Here is a 22,544-nt window from a genome sequence, read left to right as displayed (position 1 = left end):
TTTGATTATAAATTATGAAAATAGCGATAGTAGGAACGGGCTATGTAGGCCTGGTTACGGGGACCTGTTTTGCAGAAATGGGAACCGAAGTTTTTTGTGTAGATGTAAATACTGAAAAAATAGAGAACCTTAAACAAGGTATAATTCCTATCTATGAGCCTGGTCTGGAAGAAATGGTTCATCGTAACCAGCAAGCCGGGCGATTACAATTTACAACCGATCTTACCGAATGCCTGGACGACGTAGAGGTTTTGTTCAGTGCCGTTGGTACACCTCCTGACGAAGATGGTAGTGCTGACCTGAAGTATGTACTGGAAGTAGCCCGTACTGTCGGTCGTCATATCAAGAAACATATTCTGGTCGTAACGAAAAGTACGGTTCCTGTGGGAACTGCTAAAAAAGTGCGCCAGGCTATTCAGGAAGAGCTGGATAAACGGGGTGTGCAGGTTGAATTTGATGTCGCATCAAATCCTGAATTCCTGAAAGAAGGTGCGGCAATCAAGGACTTTATGAGTCCGGATCGTGTGGTTGTAGGTGTCGAATCTGAGCGTGCGGAAGAGTTGATGACTCGTCTGTACCGTCCTTTCCTTTTAAACAATTTCCGTGTAATTTTTATGGATGTTCCATCGGCAGAGATGACCAAATACGCAGCGAATGCGATGCTGGCTACCCGTATCAGCTTTATGAACGATATAGCCAATTTATGTGAGATCATCGGTGCGGATGTAAACATGGTTCGCAAAGGCATTGGTTCGGATAACCGTATCGGTAATCGTTTCCTGTATGCCGGCATTGGATATGGTGGTTCCTGCTTTCCTAAAGATGTGAAAGCATTGATCAATACGGCTAAACAGAATAAATACCCGATGCGTATCCTCCAAGCTGTAGAGGAAGTAAATGATGAACAGAAGTCTCTTTTATTCCGTAAGCTTGAAAAGCATTTCAATGGTGACCTGAAAGGGAAACGTGTTGCTATTTGGGGATTAGCTTTTAAACCCGAAACAGACGATATGCGTGAGGCCCCATCTTTAGTCCTGATTGAAAAGTTACTGGCTGCGGGTTGTGAAGTGTATGCTTATGATCCGGTTGCAGTAGAAGAAGCAAAACGTCGTATTGGCGATGCGATCCATTATGCAAAAGATATTTATGATGCAGTTGTAGATGCCGATGCCCTGATGCTTGTAACGGAATGGAAAGAATTCCGTATGCCATCATGGTCTGCAGTGAAGAAACTAATGGCTACTCCGCTCGTTCTTGACGGCCGTAATATTTACGATATCAAGGAAATGGAGGAGAATGGGTTTGTTTATCATTGCATAGGAAGATAATCGAAAAACAACTATCATACTATCATTTTTATGCCTGAAGGTTTAATCTACAAGCTCTTCGGGTATGATAGTCGTTCGTTTTATCTATCATTTATCTATCATAAACCCTCATTCAACTATCATTCTTAGCTGTTTTGTCGAAAAACAGGTCTCTCAAAGGCTTTAAAAAGAGTCTCACTTTTGCATATACATCGTATTTTATTCGCAGAAGTAGTTCTCTTTTTAAGAGAAAGTAGGAGGGAAACTTAGCAGAGATACCCATTTTCACCTCTTTTACACCCCCATCTGATCGATACTGAGACCCGGGTGTGGAGGTAGTTGAGATCCGGGTCTCAATGAATTTTTATAGTTATATATCTGAAAATAAACAATATACTAAGGGTGAAAAGATAACTGTTTTTATGATAGTATGATAGATGGATTAGTCACTATTATTGAAACTGTCATGCTCTGTATTGATTGAAATTCAATGTGGTTTGCGTGTTGAATGATAGTATGGTAATCGTTTTTAGAACTTTATTTGAAGATAACAAATGAAGTAATGTTTAGCTTTCAGAATTTGATATTATATGGTATATAGGATAAATTAGTTCTGGCTTAGATTTTATTTAGAGAACAGAAATAGATGGGAATAATTATAAGGCAAAGCATCAAAGGTACTATCGTTACTTATATAGGTGCCTTTATCGGCTTTCTGACAACTTTTTTTATCTTAACGAAATTCCTCACACCTGAGGAAATTGGTTTGACTCGAGTATTATTTGAAGCGGCTTCGTTATTGAGTAGCTTTGCTTTATTGGGTGTCTCCTCTTCTGCAATTCGATTTTTCCCTTATTTTAAAAGTGAGGATGGAAAAAATAATGGCTTCTTTTTTTATCTGTTATTATTGCCATTTATAGGAAGTATAGTGTTTATATCTTTATACTATTTTCTGAGAGATCCTATCACAGACCTGTTTATAAAGAATTCAGAATTGTTTGTATATTATTTTGACTGGGTGCCTCCGTTCATGATATTTTTACTGTATTGGGCTGTTTTTGAGGTTTATTCGATCTTATTGATGCGTATAGCTGTACCAAAGTTGATAAGGGAAATTATTTTGAGATTATTATTAGTTGTCGCTTATTTGTTATATGCATTTGATGTACTTGATATGAATGGATTTGTAGCGTGTTATATATCAGTATATGCTATTTCGATGATGCTTGCATTTCTGTATGTTTCGAAGATAGGATCAATTTCTTTAAAACATAATTATTCTTTTATAAGTACAGACCTTCGTAAACAAATATGTAGTTACACAATGGTTTGGATGATAGGTGCTTTGGGCTCTAATATTGTTAGCCGCTTAGATTTGTTTATGGTGGGTTCACAGTTAGGGCTTGATTATGCCGGTATTTATTCAATAGCCTTTTATATGGTAGCAGTCATAGAGATTCCGTCTCGTTCAATTGCTACAATTTCTTCACCAATAGCATCTTCTGCTTTAAAAGATGGAGATATACATGCTGTGACTCAATTATATCGTAAAGTGTCACTACATCAATTGATGGTTGGAGGATTTGTTTTTTTGTTAATATGGATCAATATTGATAACATTTTTGCCCTGATACCGAATGGGGAAGTATATAGTCAGGGGAAGTGGGTTGTATTTTTTTTGGCTTTAGGGAAATTGATAGAAGTAACTTTGAATTTTGGAAATAATCTTATTAGTTATTCTCGTTATTATTATTGGGGATTGTATTTTACTTTTTTTATTACGGGTATTGCTATTTCTCTTAATAATTGGTTGATACCAATATTGGGTGTAACAGGTGCTGGGGTAGCGACAACGTTGACTTGCCTGATTAGCTTTAGTGCACAACAATGGTTGGTTCAGGTGAAAATTAAGACCAATCCTATTTCTTTGAAACTGGTTAAATTAATAGGATTGTTTATTTTAGTGTTCGGAGTTAATATGTTACTTCCTAAATATCATGTGGTTATAATTGATGGGATATACCGAACTGTTATTGTGAGTCTTTGTCTCTGCTCTTTGATTTATATGTTGAACATTTCAGAAGAGGTAAACATTTTGGTTAATAGATTTATTAAAAAACTTCAGAATTAGTATATGAAGACATTAACTTTGATTCCCATTACTGGTTTAGCCAATCGATTTTGTACAATAATTTCAACTTTAGCTGCTGATATTTCAGGAACACAATTTTATATATTATCTGTTTAGTGTATTTGTGAAAATGTAGTAAAGAATGAAAAATAAGGAAAAATGGTGTCCTACAACTCTAGTTCCGAAGAAAGGAGGTTATAGAGGGAATAGAGATACTACCTATTTATATGTAGCATCTCGTTTAGTGTCAGATCTTGCTGCTGAACATTATTATTCTGCAATTAAAAAGTATGCGTTTGGTGATTTGGCAGATGTAGGCTGTGGTTATGTTCCAATGTATGAAATCTATAAAGAACAAACTGAAACCCAAACTTGTATAGATTGGGCAAATACATTGCATAAAAACGAATATTTGGATATGGAATGTGATTTGAATCAGCCTTTGAATATAGAGAACGATAAATTTGATACAATTATATTGTCTGATGTATTGGAACATATAAGAAAACCGGAACATCTATTACGAGAATTGTATCGAATTACACGCCTTGATGGGGTTTTAATATTGGGAGTACCTTTTTATTATTGGCTTCATGAGACTCCGTTTGATTATTTTCGATATACAAAATATGGTCTTAAATCCATGTTAGAAGATAGTGGGTACAGCTTAATTGAAATGAATGCAACAGGAGGTGTTCTTGATGTTTGGGGAGATTTAACAGCAAAAATATTTGCAAGAATTCCTCTAATAGGGGGGAATTGTGCAAAAATAGTCCAGTATTTGATTTATGTATTTGGTAAAACATCTTTGGGTAAAAGAATTAGAAAAGGAACTTCGGAATCTTCCCCTCTTAGCTATATTATTGTAGCTAAGAAAGTGCAGTAAATACAGATAATAGATTTGATGAATAGAAAAAAAATTGTACATTTTATACTTGATGATAAGTTTATCATACCTGAAATGAATATTTATGATTCATTGAAAGAGTATGATAATGAATATATTCTCATAAAAAATCTACCATTTCAGCATAGAGTATATTTAAAGGAGAAGGAAAGAGTTAGAGAAATGTCTCGTTGGAGTGTAAAGAAAAAAATTAGTAGAAGTGATTACACTGATATTATAATATTACATTCTTTATTTAGTTTGCCTTTGGACCTTTTTAAATTTATTCATCCAAGTGTAAAGGTTGTATGGTTGGCTTGGGGATATGATTTATACCATGGAAAATATGGAATGGAGCCATTGATTAAAATACCTTCATTATATGGTGTTTATACTAATAAATATGTGGAGAGTCAAGAGAATCAATTTAAATCCTCTTTTCTAATAAAGAGTAGGATGAGAGAGCTGATCTCTCAAATGTTATGGCCTGCTACTACTTCTCTTATGAATGATGTATTACAGAGAATAGATTATTTTGGGGGATATCCTGGTGAATATGAACTTATTCAGAGGAATGATTATTTTAGGGCAGAAAATGTAGATTATTCTTATCCTTTAATTTTTAATTTGTATTCCAAAAATAATGTAGGGAGTTTCTCATATAATATAGTTGGTAATATTTTAATAGGAAATTCCGCAACAGAAACAAATAACCATATAGATATATTTGCAAAAATCAGAAAGTTTGTTTCTTCTGATAAAAAAATTATCGTACCATTGAGTTATGGTAGTAGTAATTACCGTGAATATGTCATATCAAAAGGACATGAATTCTTTGCAAAGCAATTTGAACCTCTAGTTGATTTTATGCCTTTAGCAGAGTATCAATCATTGATACAAGGTTGTTCAGTCGCTATATTCGGGCATGAAAGACAACAGGCGGTGGGTAATGTCATAATGGCATTATGGAATGGTGCAAAAGTGTTTTTATCTCAAGATTCTCTAGTTTATAAATATTTGAAATCAATAGGATTAGTAGTGTTTTCTATTCAAAGAGACTTGAATGAGAGAGAAATAAATACCTTTTTGTCTAAGGATGAGATTATGGATAACAGAAGAATTGTTTCAGATAATTTTTCTAATGAAGCTGTATTAGCTAAAGTGGAAGTAATGCTGAAAAAGGCTTTGAGTTAATTAGATATGCCACATATAGTTAAAGAAAAGCGAGAATGATAGAATATCCTACAATACAATTTTTAAAATGGGATACTGAAAATTTTCAAAAGAAAATAGGTAAAGTTTCTTTTGAACAAGCAATATCTTACGATGAATACAATGATTTGTTGATACAAGGTCGATTGGAAAATTATGAGTTGCTTTATATTTTTGTTCCAGAGAAGAAAGATTTCTTAAAAGATATTTGTAAAGAAGATATGCGTTTGGTTGATCAGAAAGTGATTTTTAGTAAAAAGCTGAACACTCAAAAAGATATTGTGAATATTTCTCCTTTTGTGTTTGAATATCAAGAGAAATGCGTTTCTGAGCAATTGTTGAAATTGTCTTTAGAGAGTGGGCGTTTTTCTCGTTTTTATATTGATGATAATTTCCCTAGGAGTACCTTTCAAAAATTATATTCAGAATGGATTATCCGGTCTGTATCAAAGGAAATAGCAGATGAGGTTTTAGTTTTTGATAAGGATGATCTATTATGTGGTATGTTGACTTATAAAGTGATAAGTAATGTTGCTACTATAGGTTTGATAGCTGTCGATCCACTGGTGCAAGGGAAAAATATAGGAACTGAATTAATGATGTTTTTAGAATATAAGTTGTCTCAGCATTCAGTTTTTGATATAAATGTCGCAACTCAATTGCAAAATAAGAAAGCTTGTGCCTTTTATGAAAAAAATAAATACTCTATTAAACAGATTACTAATATATATCATGTATGGCTATAATACCATTTAACAAACCTTATCTTACAGGTAAGGAAACTGCTTATATTTGTCAGGCTGTCGAATCTGGAAAGATCTCAGGCAATGGAGGATTCACAAAAAAATGTCAGGCTTTTTTTGAAAAACGCTATGGCTTTAAGAAGTGTTTGCTTACAACTTCATGTACAGATGCATTGGAAATGGCGGCAATACTTTGTAATATTCAACCAGGGGATGAAGTTATAGTTCCATCTTATACATTTGTTTCTTCTGCTTTAGCATTTATCAGACAAGGGGCTAAAATTGTATTTGCAGATAGTTATTTTGATAATCCAAATATTGATGCTGATAAAATTGAGCAGTTGATAACATCTAAAACCAAAGTTATAGTTCCGGTTCACTATGCAGGTGTTGCTTGTAATATGGATAAAATAATGGAGATCGCTGGTAAATATGGTTTGTTTGTTGTGGAAGATGCAGCACAAGCAATAGATTCTTACTATAAGGAACGTCCTCTTGGCAGTATTGGCCATTTTGCCGCTTTTTCATTCCATGAAACAAAAAATGTGATTTCTGGTGAAGGTGGAATGTTGGTTATAAATGATGAACAATTTATTAATCGAGCTGAAATAATATGGGAAAAAGGAACAAATCGTGCCGAATTTTTTAGAGGAGAAGTTAATAAATATGGTTGGGTTGATACTGGTTCTTCTTTTCTGCCATCGGAGATTGTTGCTGCCTTTTTGTATGCCCAATTAGAAAATTTGGATGAAATTCAGAAAAAGAGAAAAGAAATTTGGAACTATTATAAATGTTTGATATCAAATACTATAGAAAACTATCAATTACCAACTATACCTTATTTTGCGACAAATAATGCCCATATGTTTTATTTGATTTGTCCAGATTTAAGTTTTCGTACAAAATTATTGCAAAAGTTTAAGGATAATGAGGTTCTTGCTGTATTTCATTATTTGAGTCTTCATAAAAGTTCATATTACAAGGATAAACACGATGGGAGAGAACTACCTAATGCTGATAAATATAGTGATTGTTTAGTTCGACTACCTTTATATTATGAATTATCAGATAAGCAGGTAGAGTATATTGTATCGTTATTAAATTATTAAATGGAACTATCACCAATCCTATTGTTTACATATAATCGTCTATTTCATGTACAGGAGGTTATAAATGCTTTATTACAGAATGAATATGTATCAGAGAGTGAATTGATAGTTTATTCGGATGGTGGTAAAGATGAAAAAACTATATATGAAGTCGGATTAGTTCGTCATTACTTGAAATCTGTTACAGGGTTTAAAACTGTTTCTATTAAGGAACGCACGAATAATTGGGGATTAGCAAAGAATATTATTGACGGTGTGACATCTGTAGTAAATCAATACGGGAGGGTAATCGTTTTAGAAGATGATCTGGTTGTCTCTCCTTACTTTCTTAAGTATATGAATGAGGCACTGAACTTTTATGAAAAAAAGGATCAGGTAATTTGTATTCATGGATATGTATATCCCGTAAAACGAGTACTACCTGAGACGTTCTTTATAAAAGGAGCCGATTGTTGGGGATGGGCTACTTGGAAGCGCGGTTGGGATTTATTTAGCTCGAACGGGGAAGCATTATTAAAAGAAATAGAAAAACGAGGTCTGAAAAAACAATTTGATTTCAATTACTCTTATCCTTATTTTCGAATGCTAAAACATCAAATTGAAGGGAAGAATAATTCGTGGGCAGTTCGTTGGTATGCATCGGCATTTTTACATCATAAGTTAACATTATATCCAGGCCGATCTTTGGTAAATCAAATAGGAATGGATGGGAGTGGTACTCATTGTAGTACTAATGAGATGTTTGATGTACCTTTGACTAATTCACCTATAGTACTTTCTAATATAGATATTCAAGAATCGAAGCAGGGAAGAGATGCTTTTATTTATTATTTTAGATATATAATGTTTTACTATAAAGTAAAGGCCAGACTGAAACGTATTTTCAAAATTAGTTGATATGCTTAATTTTTGTACCCTTTTTGACTCTGTTTATCTTTCAAGAGGTTTAGCGATGTATAATTCGTTAAGTCAACATTGTAAGGATTTCCATTTATATATATTTGCTTTTAATGATAAGTGCTATTCGATTTTACAGGCATTGCAGTTGAAGAATGTCACAGTAATTTCTTTGTCTGAGTTTGAAGATGAAGAATTGTTAAGGGTAAAACCGACTCGTACAAGAGCTGAATACTGCTGGACCTGTTCTTCTTCAACCATATTATATGTATTAGATCATTATAATGTAGATCATTGTACGTATCTGGATTCAGATTTGTACTTTTTTTCATCACCTCAAGTCTTGCTGGACGAAATGGGAGAAAACTCAGTGCTGATAACTCCTCATCGATATACCCGGCAATATGACCAAAGTGTGAAGACAGGGATATATTGTGTACAGTTCGTTACCTTTAAAAATAATAGGCAAGGACGAACTGTTTTAGAATGGTGGCGTAATGCCTGTCTTGAATGGTGTTATGCTCGGTTTGAAGACGGACGTTTTGGAGATCAGAAATATCTGGATGATTGGCCTAATCGTTTTGAAGGAGTCTTTGTCTCTCAAAATTTAGGAGGTGGGGTTGCTCCCTGGAATATGCAACAATATAAGTTTGAACAGGAAGATGATAAGGTAATAGGTACTGAATTGAATACAAATAAAAAATTTTCAGTTATCTTTTTCCATTTTCACTCTTTTGTCTTTGTATCTCCAGACTTTTTCTCTCCACGCCCTTATTATGAAAGAAATGATTCATCAATTTTATTGCTCTTTAAACCATATGTGAAAGAAATAAAACAAATAAGAAGTAAATATCCTGTAATACAAACCTCTGAGTTATATTTGCATGGGTTGAAATATTATAAATATCTGCTTGAACTTTTGGTTCGTCGCGGATTAAGAGAAAAACATTATATTAAGTTGTTACATGAAAATTAAAATATGGCTCATATAATAGATTTAAAAACATTTACAGATAAGCGTGGAAATCTGACTGTGGTAGAAAAGGTATTACCGTTTGATATAAAACGAATATTTTATATATATGGCGTTGATGATTCTGTAAGAGGAGGACATCGCCATCATAAAACAGTACAGGCAGCTATTTGTTTGCAAGGACATTGTACGATATCCAATAATACAGGAGCGGAAAAACAAGAATTTGTATTGGATTCTCCGCACAAATGCCTGATCCTGGAACCTACGGATTGGCATATTATGCACCATTTTAGCAAAGATGCTATTTTAATGGTATTAGCCTCTGAATTTTTTGATTCGAACGATTATATTTATGAGCCTTATGATTGAATATGAGAGTTTAGGAAGATTGAATAAATCTTTCGAAGATGAATACATGCAGTGTTTTAGGGAATTACTGAATAGTGGTTGGTATATTCTTGGTAAACAAGTTGTTTCTTTTGAAGATGCTTTTGCACAATACTGTGGGGTAAAACATTGTATAGGAGTCGCTTCTGGGCTGGATGCTCTAATGTTGGCCTTGCGTAGTTATGGTTTCCCGAAAGGTAGTGAAGTACTTGTCCCGTCAAATACTTATATAGCAACAATTTTGTCTATTCTTCAATGTGATCTTAAACCTGTTTTAGTAGAACCTGATATTCATACTTATAATATTGATCCTTTAAACATAGAGGAGAAAATAACGAAAAATACATGTGCTATCATGGTTGTCCATTTATATGGAAAAGCTTGTGATATGAGGAGTATCATGGGGATTGCTGATAAATATGCTTTACCTGTCATCGAAGATTGTGCACAGGCTCATGGTGCAATGTTTAAAGGACGGAAGGTAGGAACATTTGGTATAGGAGCTTTCTCTTTTTATCCAACTAAAAATTTAGGAGCTTTAGGTGATGCTGGTGCAATTACGACAAATGATTCTGATAAAAAAGAACTATTTAAAGCTTTGAGAAATTATGGTTCAAAGATTAAATATCAGAATGATTATATAGGTTATAATTCGCGTTTGGATGAAATTCAAGCATCATTGTTGAATGTAAAACTTAAATATTTGGATCGGATTAATTCACATAAAAGAGAATTGGCTGATATTTATTTGAAGGAACTAAAAGAGGATTTTATAAAACCGGTAGTTTCTCCTGATTATTTTGACGTATATCATATTTTTAATATACGTCATCCTAAAAGAGATGATTTGAAGGAATATCTTCTTAAAAATGGAATTAAAACAGATATTCATTATCCGATTCCCCCTCATAAACAAAAAGCGATGGAAGGTCTTTTTGAGGGTGAATATCCATTATCAGAAGAAATACATAAGACAACATTGAGTCTTCCTATATCATATGGGCATACTTTAGATGATGTTTCTAAAGTAATAGAAGTCTTAAATAAGTTTTAATAACAATGAATATACCGATAATCATAGTACATAGGGGAGATACATTTTATCTGAAGCTTGTTTTAGAACAAATCCGTTTATTTAATCCTCATACTAGAATTTGTTTGATCAGTGATGCTTCTACTGATAAATATTGTTTTGTAGAGCATTACAATATTGATGATTATTCGAAAGGAGCTGATGCTTTTAAGATGGCTTATATACATATGTCATCTAATCCCTATGATTATGAATTGATATGTTTTCAGAGATGGTTTTGCATTCGGGATTTTGTAAAAACTCAGAAAATAGAGAATTTTCTTTGTATGGATTCTGATGTATTGCTGTATTGTAATATTGATGAAGTCATGCAACAATATATATCTTATGACTTTACTACATGCAATAAACAAGGGCCTGGCTGCGCTTTATTCAATATATCTTCTATATCTGATTTTTGTGAATATCTGATGTCTATGTATACAGAAGATATTCTTTTAAACAAGATGGAATCTATGTATCAAGAGATTATTGATAATAAACAATTGGGCGGTGTATGTGATATGGTTGCATTTGTCTGGTTTCAGGATAATACAAAATGCAATGTGATAGACATTGCTATTCCGACGAACGGTACATGTTTTGACGGATGTATTACATGGGGGCAGGGTTTCGAAATGGAAGACGGTAAAAAGAAGGTTTATTGGATAGATAATCTTCCGTATGGAAAATTAATGAATGATCAATCCCTGGTTCGATTTTATTGTTTGCATTTTCAGGGACGTTCGAAGTATTCAATGTATAAGTATATAGTGGATGAGCATAAAGTTCATCATTCCGGTTTTTGGTATAATTTAAAATGGTCCTTGTCAAAAGAGATATTGGGGGCCAGGTTGAAAGGAATAAAAAAAGCAATTCATAATCCACAAATGATAGTTAATTTTGTGAAGGCAAAATTGAAATAAATGATGATTCTAAATATAATTATAGAATAGCTACATAAATGCAACAACCTGTTTTCTCGATCATTACAATAACATATAACGCTTCCCGCTGGGTGGAGTCGACCATTTTGAATGTGTTGAGCCAGTCGTATCCGAATATCGAATATATTATTATTGACGGAGGGTCGACCGATGGGACTGTAGATATTATCAAACAATACGCTTCCGGAGTTTCTTATTGGGTCAGTGAACCGGATAAAGGTATATACGATGCAATGAATAAAGGGCTTCAAAAGGCTACAGGGGATTATGTGTGGTTTGTTAATGCCGGTGATTCTTTATATACTTCTGACACCGTACAAGGTGTTGCTTCCTTAATTCAAAAAAAGAAAGTGCTGCCTGATATTATTTACGGGGAAACTATTCTTATCGATGAAGAAGGAAAATCGCTGGGGAAACGGAGGTTGAAAGCTCCGGATAAACTAACATGGAAGAAATTTCGGATGGGAATGTTGGTTTGTCATCAGTCATTTATAACAAAACGGACAATTGCTCCGTTATATGATTTAACATATCGTTATTCTGCTGATTTTGATTGGTGTATCCGGTGTATGAAACAGGCGAAGAGAATATATAATACACGGATGACCCTGTCTAATTTTCTGGATGGCGGAGTCAGTACGACTCAGCGTAAAGCCTCATTGAAAGAAAGATATGATATAATGTGCCGGTATTACGGGACTGTATCAACATCCCTGCTTCATGTGTGGTTTGCCATTCGCTTTTATTTTGCAAAGTGGGTGAAAGGAAGAGTATAAACGAAACAATATATAGAAGATACATATTATGCATAGTATTATGAAAAATGTGGGTAAGCATGTTGCTGCCCTGATTTTATTTTTAGGGTTGGTAATGGCTTATTTCTCTCCGGCTGTATTTGACGGAAAAGTCATTAGACAAGGTGATAATGTGAAAGCGGCAGGTATGGGCGGTAGTCAGGTAGATAAATATGCCAAGACGGCTGAACCTGGGGAGTTTAGTGTCTGGTCGGACGCTATGTTCTCAGGAATGCCTTATGGACCTGGATATGGAAATCCTGCACCCGAATTACCTTCTTATAGCATCATTGATGGATGGTTGAAGGCTCCGGGATATACGCATGCAGCAATGGTTTTTGTTGGTTTGGTTTGTTTTTATCTGTTGATGTGTGTGATGGGGGTGAATTGGTGGCTGGCAATTGCGGGAGCAATAGCCTTTGCTTTTGCCTCATATAATATTATTATTATTGAAGCCGGACATATCGTAAAGGCTTATGTGATTGGATATATGCCTGTAACGTTAGCGGGAATGTTTTTGCTGTTTAAAAGGAAATGGCTTTGGGGGGCTGTTTTATTTCTTCTGGGAGTTGCTTTCTCTTTGATGAACGGACATATACAGATTACTTATTATCTGGTTTTGCTATGTTTGTTTATATATATTGGGTATACAATAAAAAAGCTAAAGGAAAAAGAAACAAGAGAGTGGCTGAAAACTTCTTTGATAATGCTTGCTTGCGTTGCTCTGGCAGTATTACCTAATGCGAAGGATATGTATGCTAACTGGGACCTTGGCCAACACTCGATTCGTGGGGCGTCGGAACTGACTCCGAAACCGGATGAAACGGGAAAGGTGGAAAAAGCATCTTCCGGGTTGGATAAAGATTATGCATTTCAGTGGAGTTACGGTTGGAAGGAACTGCTGACTGTTATGATCCCGGATGTATATGGTGGTAGTTCAGGAGGTACGCTGGATAGCTCTTCCGAATTATATAAAGAATTGAAGAAAAATGGGGCACAAGTAGGGAAAGAGGTACAGACTTATACCTATTGGGGAGATAAACCGTTTACGTCGGGTCCTGTTTACTTTGGGGCATTGGTGTGTTTCTTGTTTGTATTTGGAATGTTTGTGGTGCGTAATCCGATGAAATGGTGGTTGTTCGCAGGTTCTATTTTCCTGACATTCCTGGCATTGGGACGTAATTTCGATGCGTTTAATGATATTATGTTCCATTATCTGCCTTTGTATAATAAGTTCAGAACGGTGGAGATGGCTCTGGTTATTCCCGGATTTGTATTCCCTATTGTTGGTATTTGGGGATTACGGGAGATATTCAGAGGAAATGTCGATGATAAAACAATGAAGAATGGCTTTTTGTGGTCTGTGGGTATAACGGGAGGTATTTGTCTGATTATCTTCTTGATACCTTCGTTATTGTTGAATTTCCATTCTGTATATGATGCACAGTTCCAGAATCAGGTACCGGAATGGTATTATACAGCCTTGTTGATGGACCGTGCTTCTTTGGCTTCGGCCGATGCGCTACGCTCTCTGATCTTTATATTATTGGGAGCAGCTTTATTGCTTTGGTACTGGAAAGCTAAAAATAAAAAGACGGCTTCCCTGATCGTGAGTGCCGGTATGGCAGTGTTGATACTGGTTGATTTGTGGTCTGTCGACCGTCGTTACCTCAATGATGGTAATTATGTAAAAGAGAAAGCTGAAGAAAGTTATAAGGAAAGCGTTGCCGATAAAGAGATATTTAAGGATACGGATGAATCTTACCGTGTGTTTGGCCTGACTAATCCCTGGCAGGACACCAACGTATCTTACTTCCACCATTCTATCGGAGGATATCATGCCGTTAAATTGCGCCGCTATCAGGAATTGATCGATCACCGCCTCGATGGCGAATATCGTAATATAATCGGAGCTTTGCAGAAGGCACAAACAATACAGGATATAATGCCTGTCCTGGCAGCTTCTCCTTCCCTGAATATGCTGAATACCCGTTATATTATTTATAATCCGGATCAGGCTCCGATCCGTAATCCGTTTGCTTATGGGAATGCCTGGTTTGTAGATAAGATCGATATTGTGGAGAATGCAGATGCGGAGATTGAGGCCTTAAATACGATCAATCCTCTGGAAACGGCTGTTGTGGATAAGAGTTTTGCAAAAGACCTGGAAGGCTTCACCCCTCATAAAGATTCTACAGCAACGATTGTATTGGAGAAATACCGTCCTAATCGGTTGACATATAAAACGAAGGCTTCTTCGGAACAATTAGCTGTATTTTCTGAAATCTACTATCCGGGCTGGAAAGTAACGATAGATGGAAAAGACGCAACCCATTTCCGTGCCGACTGGATATTGCGTGCTATGTTGATTCCGGCAGGAGAACATACGATTGTTTTTGATTTTCATCCGGATACTTATGTTCTGGCGGCTAATGTCTCGGCATATAGCTCTTTCCTGATCCTGCTATTATTGATTGTGGCAGTGGGCTGGTCCGGCTGGAAATACTGGCGTCAGCAACGTTCTGCTACTACAGAAATAAAATAACGATGATTTCTTATTCAATCATAATACCCGTATATAACCGCCCGGCTGAGGTGCGTGAATTGTTGGAGAGTCTGGTCAATCAGACCTGTAAGGATTTTGAAGTCCTGATTGTGGAAGACGGCTCTGCCGTCCCTTGTGATGAGGTCGTTAAGGAATATGAGGATAGATTGAATATCCGTTATTTCTTTAAACCCAATTCCGGTCGTAGCCTGACCCGGAATTATGGAATGGAACGGGCCGAAGGGAAGTACCAACTGTTTTTTGATTCCGACTGTATTATTCCGGAAGATTATTTTGAGAAAGTAACAAACTATCTGAAGGAAACGAAGGCTGATTGTTTTGGTGGTCCGGATAGGGCACATTCCTCTTTTTCCCTGATGCAGAAAGCGATCAGTTATTCGATGACCTCTTTTCTGACTACCGGTGGTATCCGGGGAAGTAAGAAAGGATTGGAAAAGTTCGTGCCCCGTACGTTCAATATGGGATTCTCCCGTGAGGTTTATCAAAAAGTGGGTGGGTTCAAGGATATGTTCGGAGAAGACATCGACTTGAGTACACGTATCCGTAAGGCTGGATTTACAGTGGAACTGTTCCCGGATGCTTATGTTTATCACAAGCGTAGGGTGAGTCTTAAATCATTTTACAGGCAGGTTTATGTGTTTGGGATGGCTCGTGTCGATTTATATCAGATGCATCCGGACTCTTTGAAATTAGTACATCTGCTACCTGCTTGTTTTGTTCTGGGAGTGGTCTTTTTACTGTTGTCGTCCTTGGTTTGTCCCTGGGCTTTACTCCCTTTGGGAATTTATATACTGGCTCTTTTTCTGGAATCCCTTTGGGTTAATAAGAGTTTGCCGATCGCATTGCTTTCTATTGTGACCAGTTTTATTCAGTTGGGAGGATATGGTATAGGCTTTATCGGTGCATTTATCCGCAAAGTGATTCTTAAACAGCAAGTAGATGTGGAAGCAGAACTAAAAAAACATTACAAGAAGAAAGCTTGAAGAGACGTATAATAAAGAAGAGGACCTGACAGATGTATTGGAAATACTCTGGTCAGGTCCTCTTTGTTTCAATATCTGTAATGATCCGCCTTATATGGGCCTTCTACCGGAACTCCGATATACTCAGCTTGCTTAGGACTCAATTTAGACAGTTTCACTCCGATCCGTTCGAGATGTAGGCGGGCTACTTCTTCGTCCAGACGTTTCGGCAGGCGGTAAACACCTACTTCATAAGCCATCTGCCACAAATCCATCTGTGCGAGCACTTGGTTGGTGAACGAGTTACTCATCACGAATGACGGGTGACCGGTTGCACAACCTAAGTTAACCAGACGGCCTTCTGCCAGCAGGAAGATAGAATTTCCTGTCGGGAAAGTATATTTGTCTACCTGCGGTTTGATATTGGTATGCTGGATATTCGGATAGTTGATCAGGTTGTCTACCTGGATTTCATTGTCAAAGTGACCGATATTACATACGATAGCCTGGTCTTTCATCTGAGACATATGACCGATTGTAATGATATCGCAGTTACCGGTCGTCGTAACGAAGATGTTACCTTCTTTCACAGCATCTTCCATCGTTGTTACTTCGAAGCCTTCCATAGCGGCCTGCAAAGCACAGATCGGGTCGATTTCCGTAACCAGTACACGAGCCCCGTAGGAACGCATGGAATGGGCGCAACCTTTACCGACATCGCCATATCCGGCAACGACAACGACTTTACCGGCGATCATCACGTCGGTAGCGCGTTTGATACCGTCGGCCAACGATTCGCGGCAACCATACAGGTTATCGAATTTGGACTTCGTTACGGAGTCGTTTACATTGATAGCCGGAACCAGCAGTTCGCCTTTTTCCATCATCTGATACAGGCGGTGTACACCGGTGGTTGTCTCTTCCGAAACACCTTTCATTTCTGCAATTGTACGGTGCCAGCGTCCGTTATCTTCTTCCAGGATGCGATGTAAAGTATCCAGAATTACCTGTTCCTCATGGTTTCCGCCTTTACGGTTGATCGTTTCTGCGTTATCTTCGGCACGGTATCCCATGTGAACCAATAAAGAGGCATCTCCGCCATCGTCAACAATCATGTGAGGGCCTTTCCCGTCGGGGAAACGAAGTGCCATGTCGGTACACCACCAATATTCTTCCAGCGTTTCACCTTTCCAGGCAAAAACGGGAACGCCATCGGCAGCGATAGCCGCAGCGGCATGGTCCTGTGTAGAGAAGATGTTACAGCTTGCCCAGCGTACATCTGCTCCCAACGCAACTAATGTTTCGATTAACACTGCAGTCTGGATAGTCATGTGCAGTGAGCCGGTGATACGGGCACCTTTCAGAGGTTTCTGATCGGCATATTTCTGGCGCAGAGCCATCAGTCCCGGCATTTCGTGTTCGGCGATCTCGATCTCTTTACGACCGAAGTCTGCCAAACTCATATCTGCCACTTTATAAGGCAGATTAGTTGGAAATAATTGTGACATAAATAATACTTATTTTGAATGTGTGGCAAAGATAAGAAATTATTAGGTTGTTCAGATAATTCCTGGGGACAAACATAATCATCCCCTGGTGTCTTCAAAATTTCCCGCTTGGGAAACTCCGGTTTCCAAGGCAGGAAACGCTAGTTCCCTCGGCAGGAAATTACAGTTCCCCAGGCAGGAAACCGGAGTTTCCTGAGGTTGGAATTACGAAGAAACTGTAATCGGTTGTGTAATAGCATTATGAGTGATACTTTGCAAAAGGCGATAAAAGAGTATACAAATAACGCTGATTAAGCAGATTCACACAGATTTCATTTATATTTAAAACGATAAATCTGCGGTTATCTGCTTAATCAGCGTCATCTGCGTGCCGGTAATAAAATTTTGGACTTATACTGGAGTAATGCCTTGTTCGGCAAGCAACTTGAGGCTGAGGTCTTTCAGTTTGAACTTCTGTATCTTTCCGCTGCCGGTCATCGGGAAGGTATCGACGAAGAAGATGTATTTCGGTATCTTGTGGCGGGCGATCTTGCCGCGGCAGAAATCTTTTACCACATCGTCTGTCATCGTTACACCTTCATGCAGGATGATGAAAGCGCCTACTTCCTCTCCGTATTTCTTGGACGGAACGGCTGCCACCTGCACGTCTTTCACACCTTCCAGGTGATACAGGAATTCTTCTATCTCACGCGGATATACATTTTCTCCACCACGGATAATCATATCCTTGATGCGGCCGGTGATGCGATAATATCCGTTTTCATCTTTTATACCGAGGTCGCCACTATGAAGGAAACCGTCTTTATCGATTACTTCGGCTGTAGCGGCAGGGTTGTTGTAATAACCTTTCATGTTATTGTAACCGCGGTTACACATCTCTCCTTGTACGCCGACCGGGCATTCTTCGCCGGTTTCCGGGTCGATAACGCGCACTTCCGTAAATTCAAAGTCGCGTCCTACCGTGTTATGACGTGCTTCCATCGGATCGTCGATGCGTGAGTGTGTCATACCCGGAGATGTCTCCGTCAAGCCGTATACACTGGTTACTTTCATGTACATTTTCTCTTCCACCTGGCGCATCAGTTCGACCGGGCAGAGTGAACCGGCCATAATACCGGTGCGGAGTGAGGTAAGGTCGAACATCGGGAACATCGGGTGGTTCAGTTCGGCGATGAACATGGTCGGTACGCCGTAAAGAGCCGTACAACGTTCTTTATGGATAGATGCCAGCACGACTAGCGGGTCGAATTTTTCAACCATCACCTGTGTACATCCGTGTGTCAGTACGTTCATGGATGCCAATACCACGCCGAAACAGTGGAAGAGGGGAACGCAGCAACACAGTTTGTCGTCGGCAGTAAATTTCATGTGCTCGCCGGTCAGCAAACCGTTGTTGGCAATGTTATAGTGCGTCAGCATAACCCCTTTCGGGAAACCTGTCGTACCGGAGGTATATTGCATATTGACAACATCGTGGCAATTGACGAGCTTTTTGGCTTCTTCCAGTTTGTCGTCGCTGATGTTTTCACCCAGCAGTAACAACTCCGGTGTATTGTACATGCCGCGGTATTTTTCCTGACCGATGTAAACCACGTTCTTCAGTCGTGGAAAACGCTTGCTTTTCAGGTAACCGCGTTGTGATTCCTTTAACTCGGGGAGCATGGAATACATCATATCGATATAACTTCCGTCGAATACACCATCGGTGATACACATGGTATGTATATCGGCATTTTCAACCAGAAATTCCAGTTCGTTCTGCTTATAGTTCGTATTTACCGTAACGGCAACGGCCCCGATCTTGGCAGCTGCATAAAGGAATGTTAGCCAGTCGGGTACATTGGTTGCCCAGATACCAACATGCGTGCCGTGTTCGACACCGATAGACAGCATACCTTTCGCCATCCGGTCGACACGTTCGTTAAACTTTTTCCATGTGAAACGCAGGTCACGATCGGAATAAACCACGTATTCCTTGTCCGGCGTCAAAGTGGCCCAGTGCTCGAGCCATTGACCTAAAGTCTTGTCCTGTAATTGTATTTCCATATCCTTCGGTCAATTAGTACGGGGTATAAACAACTCCAAGTATTTTAGCTGTGCTGTCGGCTGCAGCGTGAACATGATGGGCAACGATAGAATCGTAGTAAATACTGTCACCTTCTTCCAGTAAATACGTATTTTTCCCATAGTTTATTTCAACTACGCCGGCCAGTACATAAATAAATTCTTCGCCTTCGTGTGTGGAAAGAACGAAATCAACACCTTCTTCTGATGGGGAAACATCGATCAGGAACGGTTCCATATGCCGCCCGGACTTATCCTGTGACAGGGAGTGATATTCCATGTGTTTGCGGTTTTCCATCGAATTGTTGGTGAAACCGATGCTATTGGAATCGTTGCTGTCTTTTTTGCGGCAGATAACCGGACCCAGTTCTGACTGGTCGTCGAGGAATGTTCCCAGACGGACACCGAGTACCCGTGCTATTTTGATAAGTGGCGCCAGTGAAGGAAAGTCTACATTACCTTCTATGCGTTCGATCTGTTCGATACTCAGGCCGGAGCGTTCGGCTACTTCTTCAACGGAAAGTTGTTTTGATTCACGGATACTTTTAATTTTGGCTCCGATGATTTTGTTGTTTCCCATAAGTATGTTTATTTTAGATTTTCTTTTAATTTGTAACTAAACGCCGCAAATTTACATTAATATTTTATTTTACCATGTAATTTGCTGAAAGAAAAAAAGGGCAACCCTTGTATGAGTTGCCCTTTTGTAACTTCCGGAGAAGTAGTTTCTTATTTTCTGATACCAAGCTCTTTAATGATAGCACGATATCTGTTGATATCAACTTTAATCAGATAGTCCAATAAACGACGACGTTTACCAACCAACATTTTCAGCGCTCTTTCAGTGCTGTAATCTTTGTGATTACTTTTCAGGTGCTCTGTCAAGTGTGCAATACGAACTGTGAACAAAGCGATCTGGCTTTCTGCTGAACCTGTGTCAGTTGCAGATTTGCCATACTTTTCGAATAATTCTTTTTTCTTTTCTGAATCTAAAAACATGATTCTTTGTACTTTAATAAATTGATACTATATTATCTAAGCGGATGCAAAGGTAGGCATTCCTTTGAGATATACAAGACTTTTCATCTTATTTTTTGTATTTTGAGACATGAATGACATATATATATCGTAAAAATGTCGTATTTTTGCAGCCAATAAATTAGTCTTCGATGCAAAAACTCAGAAACATCGCGATTATCGCGCACGTAGACCACGGCAAAACGACGCTTGTGGATAAGATGTTATTAGCCGGTAAGCTTTTCCGTGAAGGACAGGCAGAACCGGATCAGTTCATGGACAACAATGATTTGGAACGTGAACGAGGAATTACGATTTTGGCCAAGAATGTCTCTATTAATTATAAAGATTACAAAATCAATATTATTGATACTCCGGGTCACGCCGATTTCGGAGGAGAGGTAGAGCGTGTATTAAACATGGCCGATGGTTGTTTGTTGTTGGTCGACGCGTTTGAAGGGCCGATGCCTCAGACTCGTTTTGTATTACAAAAAGCAATCCAGTTGGGATTGAAACCGATTGTGGTTATTAATAAGGTAGACAAACCGAACTGTCGTCCGTCGGAAGTTCAGGAAATGGTTTTCGAATTGATGTTCAGCCTAGACGCAACGGAAGAGCAGTTGGATTTCCCGACAATCTATGGTTCTGCAAAACAGGGATGGATGTCGACCGACTGGAAAGAACCGAAAGAAGATATTCTGGCATTGTTGGATGCTATTATTGAATATATACCGGAACCGAAAGTGCTGGAGGGAACTCCTCAGATGCTGATCACTTCGCTGGATTTTTCAAAATATGTCGGACGTATCGCGGTTGGACGTGTTCATCGCGGAGAGCTGAAAGAAGGCCAGGAAGTTATGTTGTGTAAACGTGACGGTTCGATGGTGAAATCAAAGATCAAGGAAGTCGATGTATTTGAAGGTTTAGGCCGTACAAAAGTATCTTCTGTTCAATCAGGTGATATTTGTGCTGTGATCGGGATCGAAGGTTTTGAGATCGGTGAAACGATTGCCGATGTGAATGAACCGGAAGCATTGCCGACAATCGCTATCGACGAACCGACCATGTCTATGCTCTTTACGATCAATAACTCTCCGTTCTTCGGTAAAGACGGTAAATTTGTGACTTCACGTCATATATTTGAACGTTTGCAGAAAGAGTTGGATAAGAACCTTGCATTGCGTGTGGTTCCGACCGATTCAGCCGATTCGTGGTTGGTATATGGTCGTGGTGTGCTTCACTTGTCTGTATTGATCGAAACGATGCGTCGTGAAGGATACGAATTGCAGGTAGGTCAGCCGCAGGTTATCATCAAAGAAATAGACGGTGTAAAATGCGAACCGGTAGAACAGCTGACAATCAATCTTCCGGAAGAATCATCCAGCCGTATTATCGATATGGTGACAAAACGTAAAGGTGAGATGACGATGATGGAAAGCAAGAACGACCGTATGCATCTTGAGTTCAATATACCTTCACGTGGTATTATCGGTTTGAACAATGCTGTTCTGACTGCTTCTGCCGGTGAAGCGATCATGGCTCACCGCTTCCTGGAATATCAGCCGTGGAAGGGAGATATCGAACGTCGTAACAATGGCTCTATCATTGCGATGGAGACCGGAACAGCGTTTGCCTATGCTTTGAACAATCTTCAGTCACGTGGCCGTTTCTTTATTGCTCCGCAGGAAGAAGTTTACGCCGGACAGGTAGTGGGAGAGCATACGAAGGAAGGTGATCTGGTAGTTAACGTAACAAAGTCGAAGAAACTGACGAATATGCGTGCTTCCGGTTCAGACGATAAAGTATCTCTGGCTCCTCCTATTGTATTCAGTCTGGAAGATGCCCTGGAGTATATCAAGGGAGACGAATATGTAGAAATCACTCCGAACAATATGCGTATGCGTAAGATCATCCTGGATGAAACAGAACGTAAACGTCAGGGTAGATAATTTACATCTATAATATA

General features: G+C 38.4%; 19 protein-coding genes. 15 read left to right on the top strand and 4 right to left on the bottom strand.

What is annotated here, in order from left to right:
- Positions 1-14: 14 nt before the first annotated feature.
- The 14 genes from IEY67_RS19855 to IEY67_RS19790 all read left to right on the top strand — a co-directional run bounded on the left by IEY67_RS19855 (position 15) and on the right by IEY67_RS19790 (position 16,010).
- Complete coding sequence (locus IEY67_RS19855) at positions 15-1,328, top strand: UDP-glucose dehydrogenase family protein (protein ID WP_122375552.1); 1,314 nt, start codon at positions 15-17, stop codon at positions 1,326-1,328.
- A gap of 625 nt (positions 1,329-1,953) precedes the next feature.
- Positions 1,954-3,438 (top strand): lipopolysaccharide biosynthesis protein, encoded by a 1,485-nt coding sequence (locus IEY67_RS19850; RefSeq protein WP_183671953.1) that lies wholly within the window; start codon positions 1,954-1,956, stop codon positions 3,436-3,438.
- A gap of 142 nt (positions 3,439-3,580) precedes the next feature.
- Positions 3,581-4,324 carry a class I SAM-dependent methyltransferase gene (locus tag IEY67_RS19845; protein ID WP_183671951.1) on the top strand — a complete coding sequence of 248 codons (744 nt, stop codon included), beginning with the start codon at positions 3,581-3,583 and terminating at the stop codon, positions 4,322-4,324.
- Positions 4,325-4,342: 18 nt separating this feature from the next.
- Positions 4,343-5,518 carry a TDP-N-acetylfucosamine:lipid II N-acetylfucosaminyltransferase family protein gene (locus IEY67_RS19840; protein ID WP_183671950.1) on the top strand — a complete coding sequence of 392 codons (1,176 nt, stop codon included), beginning with the start codon at positions 4,343-4,345 and terminating at the stop codon, positions 5,516-5,518.
- A gap of 35 nt (positions 5,519-5,553) precedes the next feature.
- Complete coding sequence (locus IEY67_RS19835) at positions 5,554-6,282, top strand: GNAT family N-acetyltransferase (protein ID WP_183671948.1); 729 nt, start codon at positions 5,554-5,556, stop codon at positions 6,280-6,282.
- The gene (rffA, locus tag IEY67_RS19830; RefSeq protein WP_183672050.1) at positions 6,279-7,388 is read left to right on the top strand and encodes a dTDP-4-amino-4,6-dideoxygalactose transaminase; all 1,110 of its coding nucleotides are present in this window, start codon (positions 6,279-6,281) and stop codon (positions 7,386-7,388) included. Before IEY67_RS19835 ends, rffA begins: the two co-directional genes overlap by 4 nt.
- Positions 7,389-8,285 carry a glycosyltransferase gene (locus IEY67_RS19825; RefSeq protein WP_183671946.1) on the top strand — a complete coding sequence of 299 codons (897 nt, stop codon included), beginning with the start codon at positions 7,389-7,391 and terminating at the stop codon, positions 8,283-8,285.
- Position 8,286: 1 nt separating this feature from the next.
- Positions 8,287-9,261: a glycosyl transferase gene (locus IEY67_RS19820; RefSeq protein WP_183671944.1), complete on the top strand. Its 975-nt coding sequence runs from the start codon at positions 8,287-8,289 to the stop codon at positions 9,259-9,261.
- Between the two features lie 3 nt (positions 9,262-9,264).
- Entirely contained in the window at positions 9,265-9,630 is a 366-nt protein-coding gene (locus IEY67_RS19815; RefSeq protein ID WP_122356010.1) for a sugar 3,4-ketoisomerase, read from the top strand.
- Positions 9,614-10,702, top strand: coding sequence for a DegT/DnrJ/EryC1/StrS family aminotransferase (locus tag IEY67_RS19810; RefSeq protein ID WP_229801142.1), 1,089 nt, complete (start codon positions 9,614-9,616; stop codon positions 10,700-10,702). The genes IEY67_RS19815 and IEY67_RS19810 overlap by 17 nt, the downstream gene beginning before the upstream one ends.
- Before the next feature lie 5 nt (positions 10,703-10,707).
- A complete protein-coding gene (locus tag IEY67_RS19805) occupies positions 10,708-11,646 on the top strand; it encodes a hypothetical protein (protein ID WP_183671942.1) in 939 nt (312 codons plus the stop codon).
- A gap of 38 nt (positions 11,647-11,684) precedes the next feature.
- Entirely contained in the window at positions 11,685-12,443 is a 759-nt protein-coding gene (locus IEY67_RS19800) for a glycosyltransferase family 2 protein (RefSeq protein WP_122375561.1), read from the top strand.
- Between the two features lie 28 nt (positions 12,444-12,471).
- Positions 12,472-15,006 (top strand): YfhO family protein, encoded by a 2,535-nt coding sequence (locus IEY67_RS19795; RefSeq protein WP_183671941.1) that lies wholly within the window; start codon positions 12,472-12,474, stop codon positions 15,004-15,006.
- Positions 15,007-15,008: 2 nt separating this feature from the next.
- Entirely contained in the window at positions 15,009-16,010 is a 1,002-nt protein-coding gene (locus tag IEY67_RS19790; RefSeq protein WP_122375564.1) for a glycosyltransferase, read from the top strand.
- A 68-nt stretch (positions 16,011-16,078) separates the two neighbouring features.
- On the opposite strand, the gene ahcY is transcribed toward IEY67_RS19790, so the two are convergent.
- The 4 genes from ahcY to rpsO all read right to left on the bottom strand — a co-directional run bounded on the left by ahcY (position 16,079) and on the right by rpsO (position 20,560).
- Positions 16,079-17,497 (bottom strand): adenosylhomocysteinase, encoded by a 1,419-nt coding sequence (gene ahcY, locus IEY67_RS19785; RefSeq protein ID WP_122356024.1) that lies wholly within the window; start codon positions 17,495-17,497, stop codon positions 16,079-16,081.
- 390 nt (positions 17,498-17,887) lie between these two features.
- Positions 17,888-19,543: an AMP-binding protein gene (locus IEY67_RS19780; RefSeq protein WP_122356027.1), complete on the bottom strand. Its 1,656-nt coding sequence runs from the start codon at positions 19,541-19,543 to the stop codon at positions 17,888-17,890.
- Between the two features lie 13 nt (positions 19,544-19,556).
- The gene (locus IEY67_RS19775) at positions 19,557-20,141 is read right to left on the bottom strand and encodes a helix-turn-helix domain-containing protein (protein WP_122356029.1); all 585 of its coding nucleotides are present in this window, start codon (positions 20,139-20,141) and stop codon (positions 19,557-19,559) included.
- Positions 20,142-20,290: 149 nt separating this feature from the next.
- A complete protein-coding gene (gene rpsO, locus IEY67_RS19770) occupies positions 20,291-20,560 on the bottom strand; it encodes a 30S ribosomal protein S15 (protein WP_122356031.1) in 270 nt (89 codons plus the stop codon).
- 170 nt (positions 20,561-20,730) lie between these two features.
- On the opposite strand from rpsO, the gene typA reads away from it, so the two are divergent.
- On the top strand, positions 20,731-22,527 hold the full coding sequence (gene typA / locus IEY67_RS19765) for a translational GTPase TypA (RefSeq protein WP_122356033.1): 1,797 nt from the start codon (positions 20,731-20,733) through the stop codon (positions 22,525-22,527).
- The last annotated feature ends 17 nt before the right edge of the window (positions 22,528-22,544 follow it).

The organism is Parabacteroides faecis (genome assembly GCF_014647375.1).
Taxonomy (GTDB): Bacteria; Bacteroidota; Bacteroidia; order Bacteroidales; family Tannerellaceae; genus Parabacteroides; species Parabacteroides faecis.
The sequence above is the reverse complement of the archived record's forward strand: the minus strand, read 5'-3'. Positions and strand labels throughout refer to the sequence as shown.

What these genes read in the sequence shown, in the direction of transcription:
- IEY67_RS19825 (WP_183671946.1), top strand. Translation starts at nt 7,389, where the DNA reads ATGGAACTATCACCAATCCTATTGTTTACATATAATCGTCTATTTCAT.
- IEY67_RS19775 (WP_122356029.1), bottom strand. Translation starts at nt 20,141, where the DNA reads ATGGGAAACAACAAAATCATCGGAGCCAAAATTAAAAGTATCCGTGAA.
- IEY67_RS19855 (WP_122375552.1), top strand. Translation starts at nt 15, where the DNA reads ATGAAAATAGCGATAGTAGGAACGGGCTATGTAGGCCTGGTTACGGGG.
- IEY67_RS19845 (WP_183671951.1), top strand. Translation starts at nt 3,581, where the DNA reads ATGAAAAATAAGGAAAAATGGTGTCCTACAACTCTAGTTCCGAAGAAA.
- IEY67_RS19795 (WP_183671941.1), top strand. Translation starts at nt 12,472, where the DNA reads ATGCATAGTATTATGAAAAATGTGGGTAAGCATGTTGCTGCCCTGATT.
- IEY67_RS19810 (WP_229801142.1), top strand. Translation starts at nt 9,614, where the DNA reads ATGAGCCTTATGATTGAATATGAGAGTTTAGGAAGATTGAATAAATCT.
- IEY67_RS19820 (WP_183671944.1), top strand. Translation starts at nt 8,287, where the DNA reads ATGCTTAATTTTTGTACCCTTTTTGACTCTGTTTATCTTTCAAGAGGT.
- IEY67_RS19780 (WP_122356027.1), bottom strand. Translation starts at nt 19,543, where the DNA reads ATGGAAATACAATTACAGGACAAGACTTTAGGTCAATGGCTCGAGCAC.
- IEY67_RS19800 (WP_122375561.1), top strand. Translation starts at nt 11,685, where the DNA reads ATGCAACAACCTGTTTTCTCGATCATTACAATAACATATAACGCTTCC.
- IEY67_RS19850 (WP_183671953.1), top strand. Translation starts at nt 1,954, where the DNA reads ATGGGAATAATTATAAGGCAAAGCATCAAAGGTACTATCGTTACTTAT.
- IEY67_RS19840 (WP_183671950.1), top strand. Translation starts at nt 4,343, where the DNA reads ATGAATAGAAAAAAAATTGTACATTTTATACTTGATGATAAGTTTATC.
- IEY67_RS19815 (WP_122356010.1), top strand. Translation starts at nt 9,265, where the DNA reads ATGGCTCATATAATAGATTTAAAAACATTTACAGATAAGCGTGGAAAT.
- typA (WP_122356033.1), top strand. Translation starts at nt 20,731, where the DNA reads ATGCAAAAACTCAGAAACATCGCGATTATCGCGCACGTAGACCACGGC.
- ahcY (WP_122356024.1), bottom strand. Translation starts at nt 17,497, where the DNA reads ATGTCACAATTATTTCCAACTAATCTGCCTTATAAAGTGGCAGATATG.
- IEY67_RS19805 (WP_183671942.1), top strand. Translation starts at nt 10,708, where the DNA reads ATGAATATACCGATAATCATAGTACATAGGGGAGATACATTTTATCTG.
- rpsO (WP_122356031.1), bottom strand. Translation starts at nt 20,560, where the DNA reads ATGTTTTTAGATTCAGAAAAGAAAAAAGAATTATTCGAAAAGTATGGC.
- IEY67_RS19790 (WP_122375564.1), top strand. Translation starts at nt 15,009, where the DNA reads ATGATTTCTTATTCAATCATAATACCCGTATATAACCGCCCGGCTGAG.
- IEY67_RS19835 (WP_183671948.1), top strand. Translation starts at nt 5,554, where the DNA reads ATGATAGAATATCCTACAATACAATTTTTAAAATGGGATACTGAAAAT.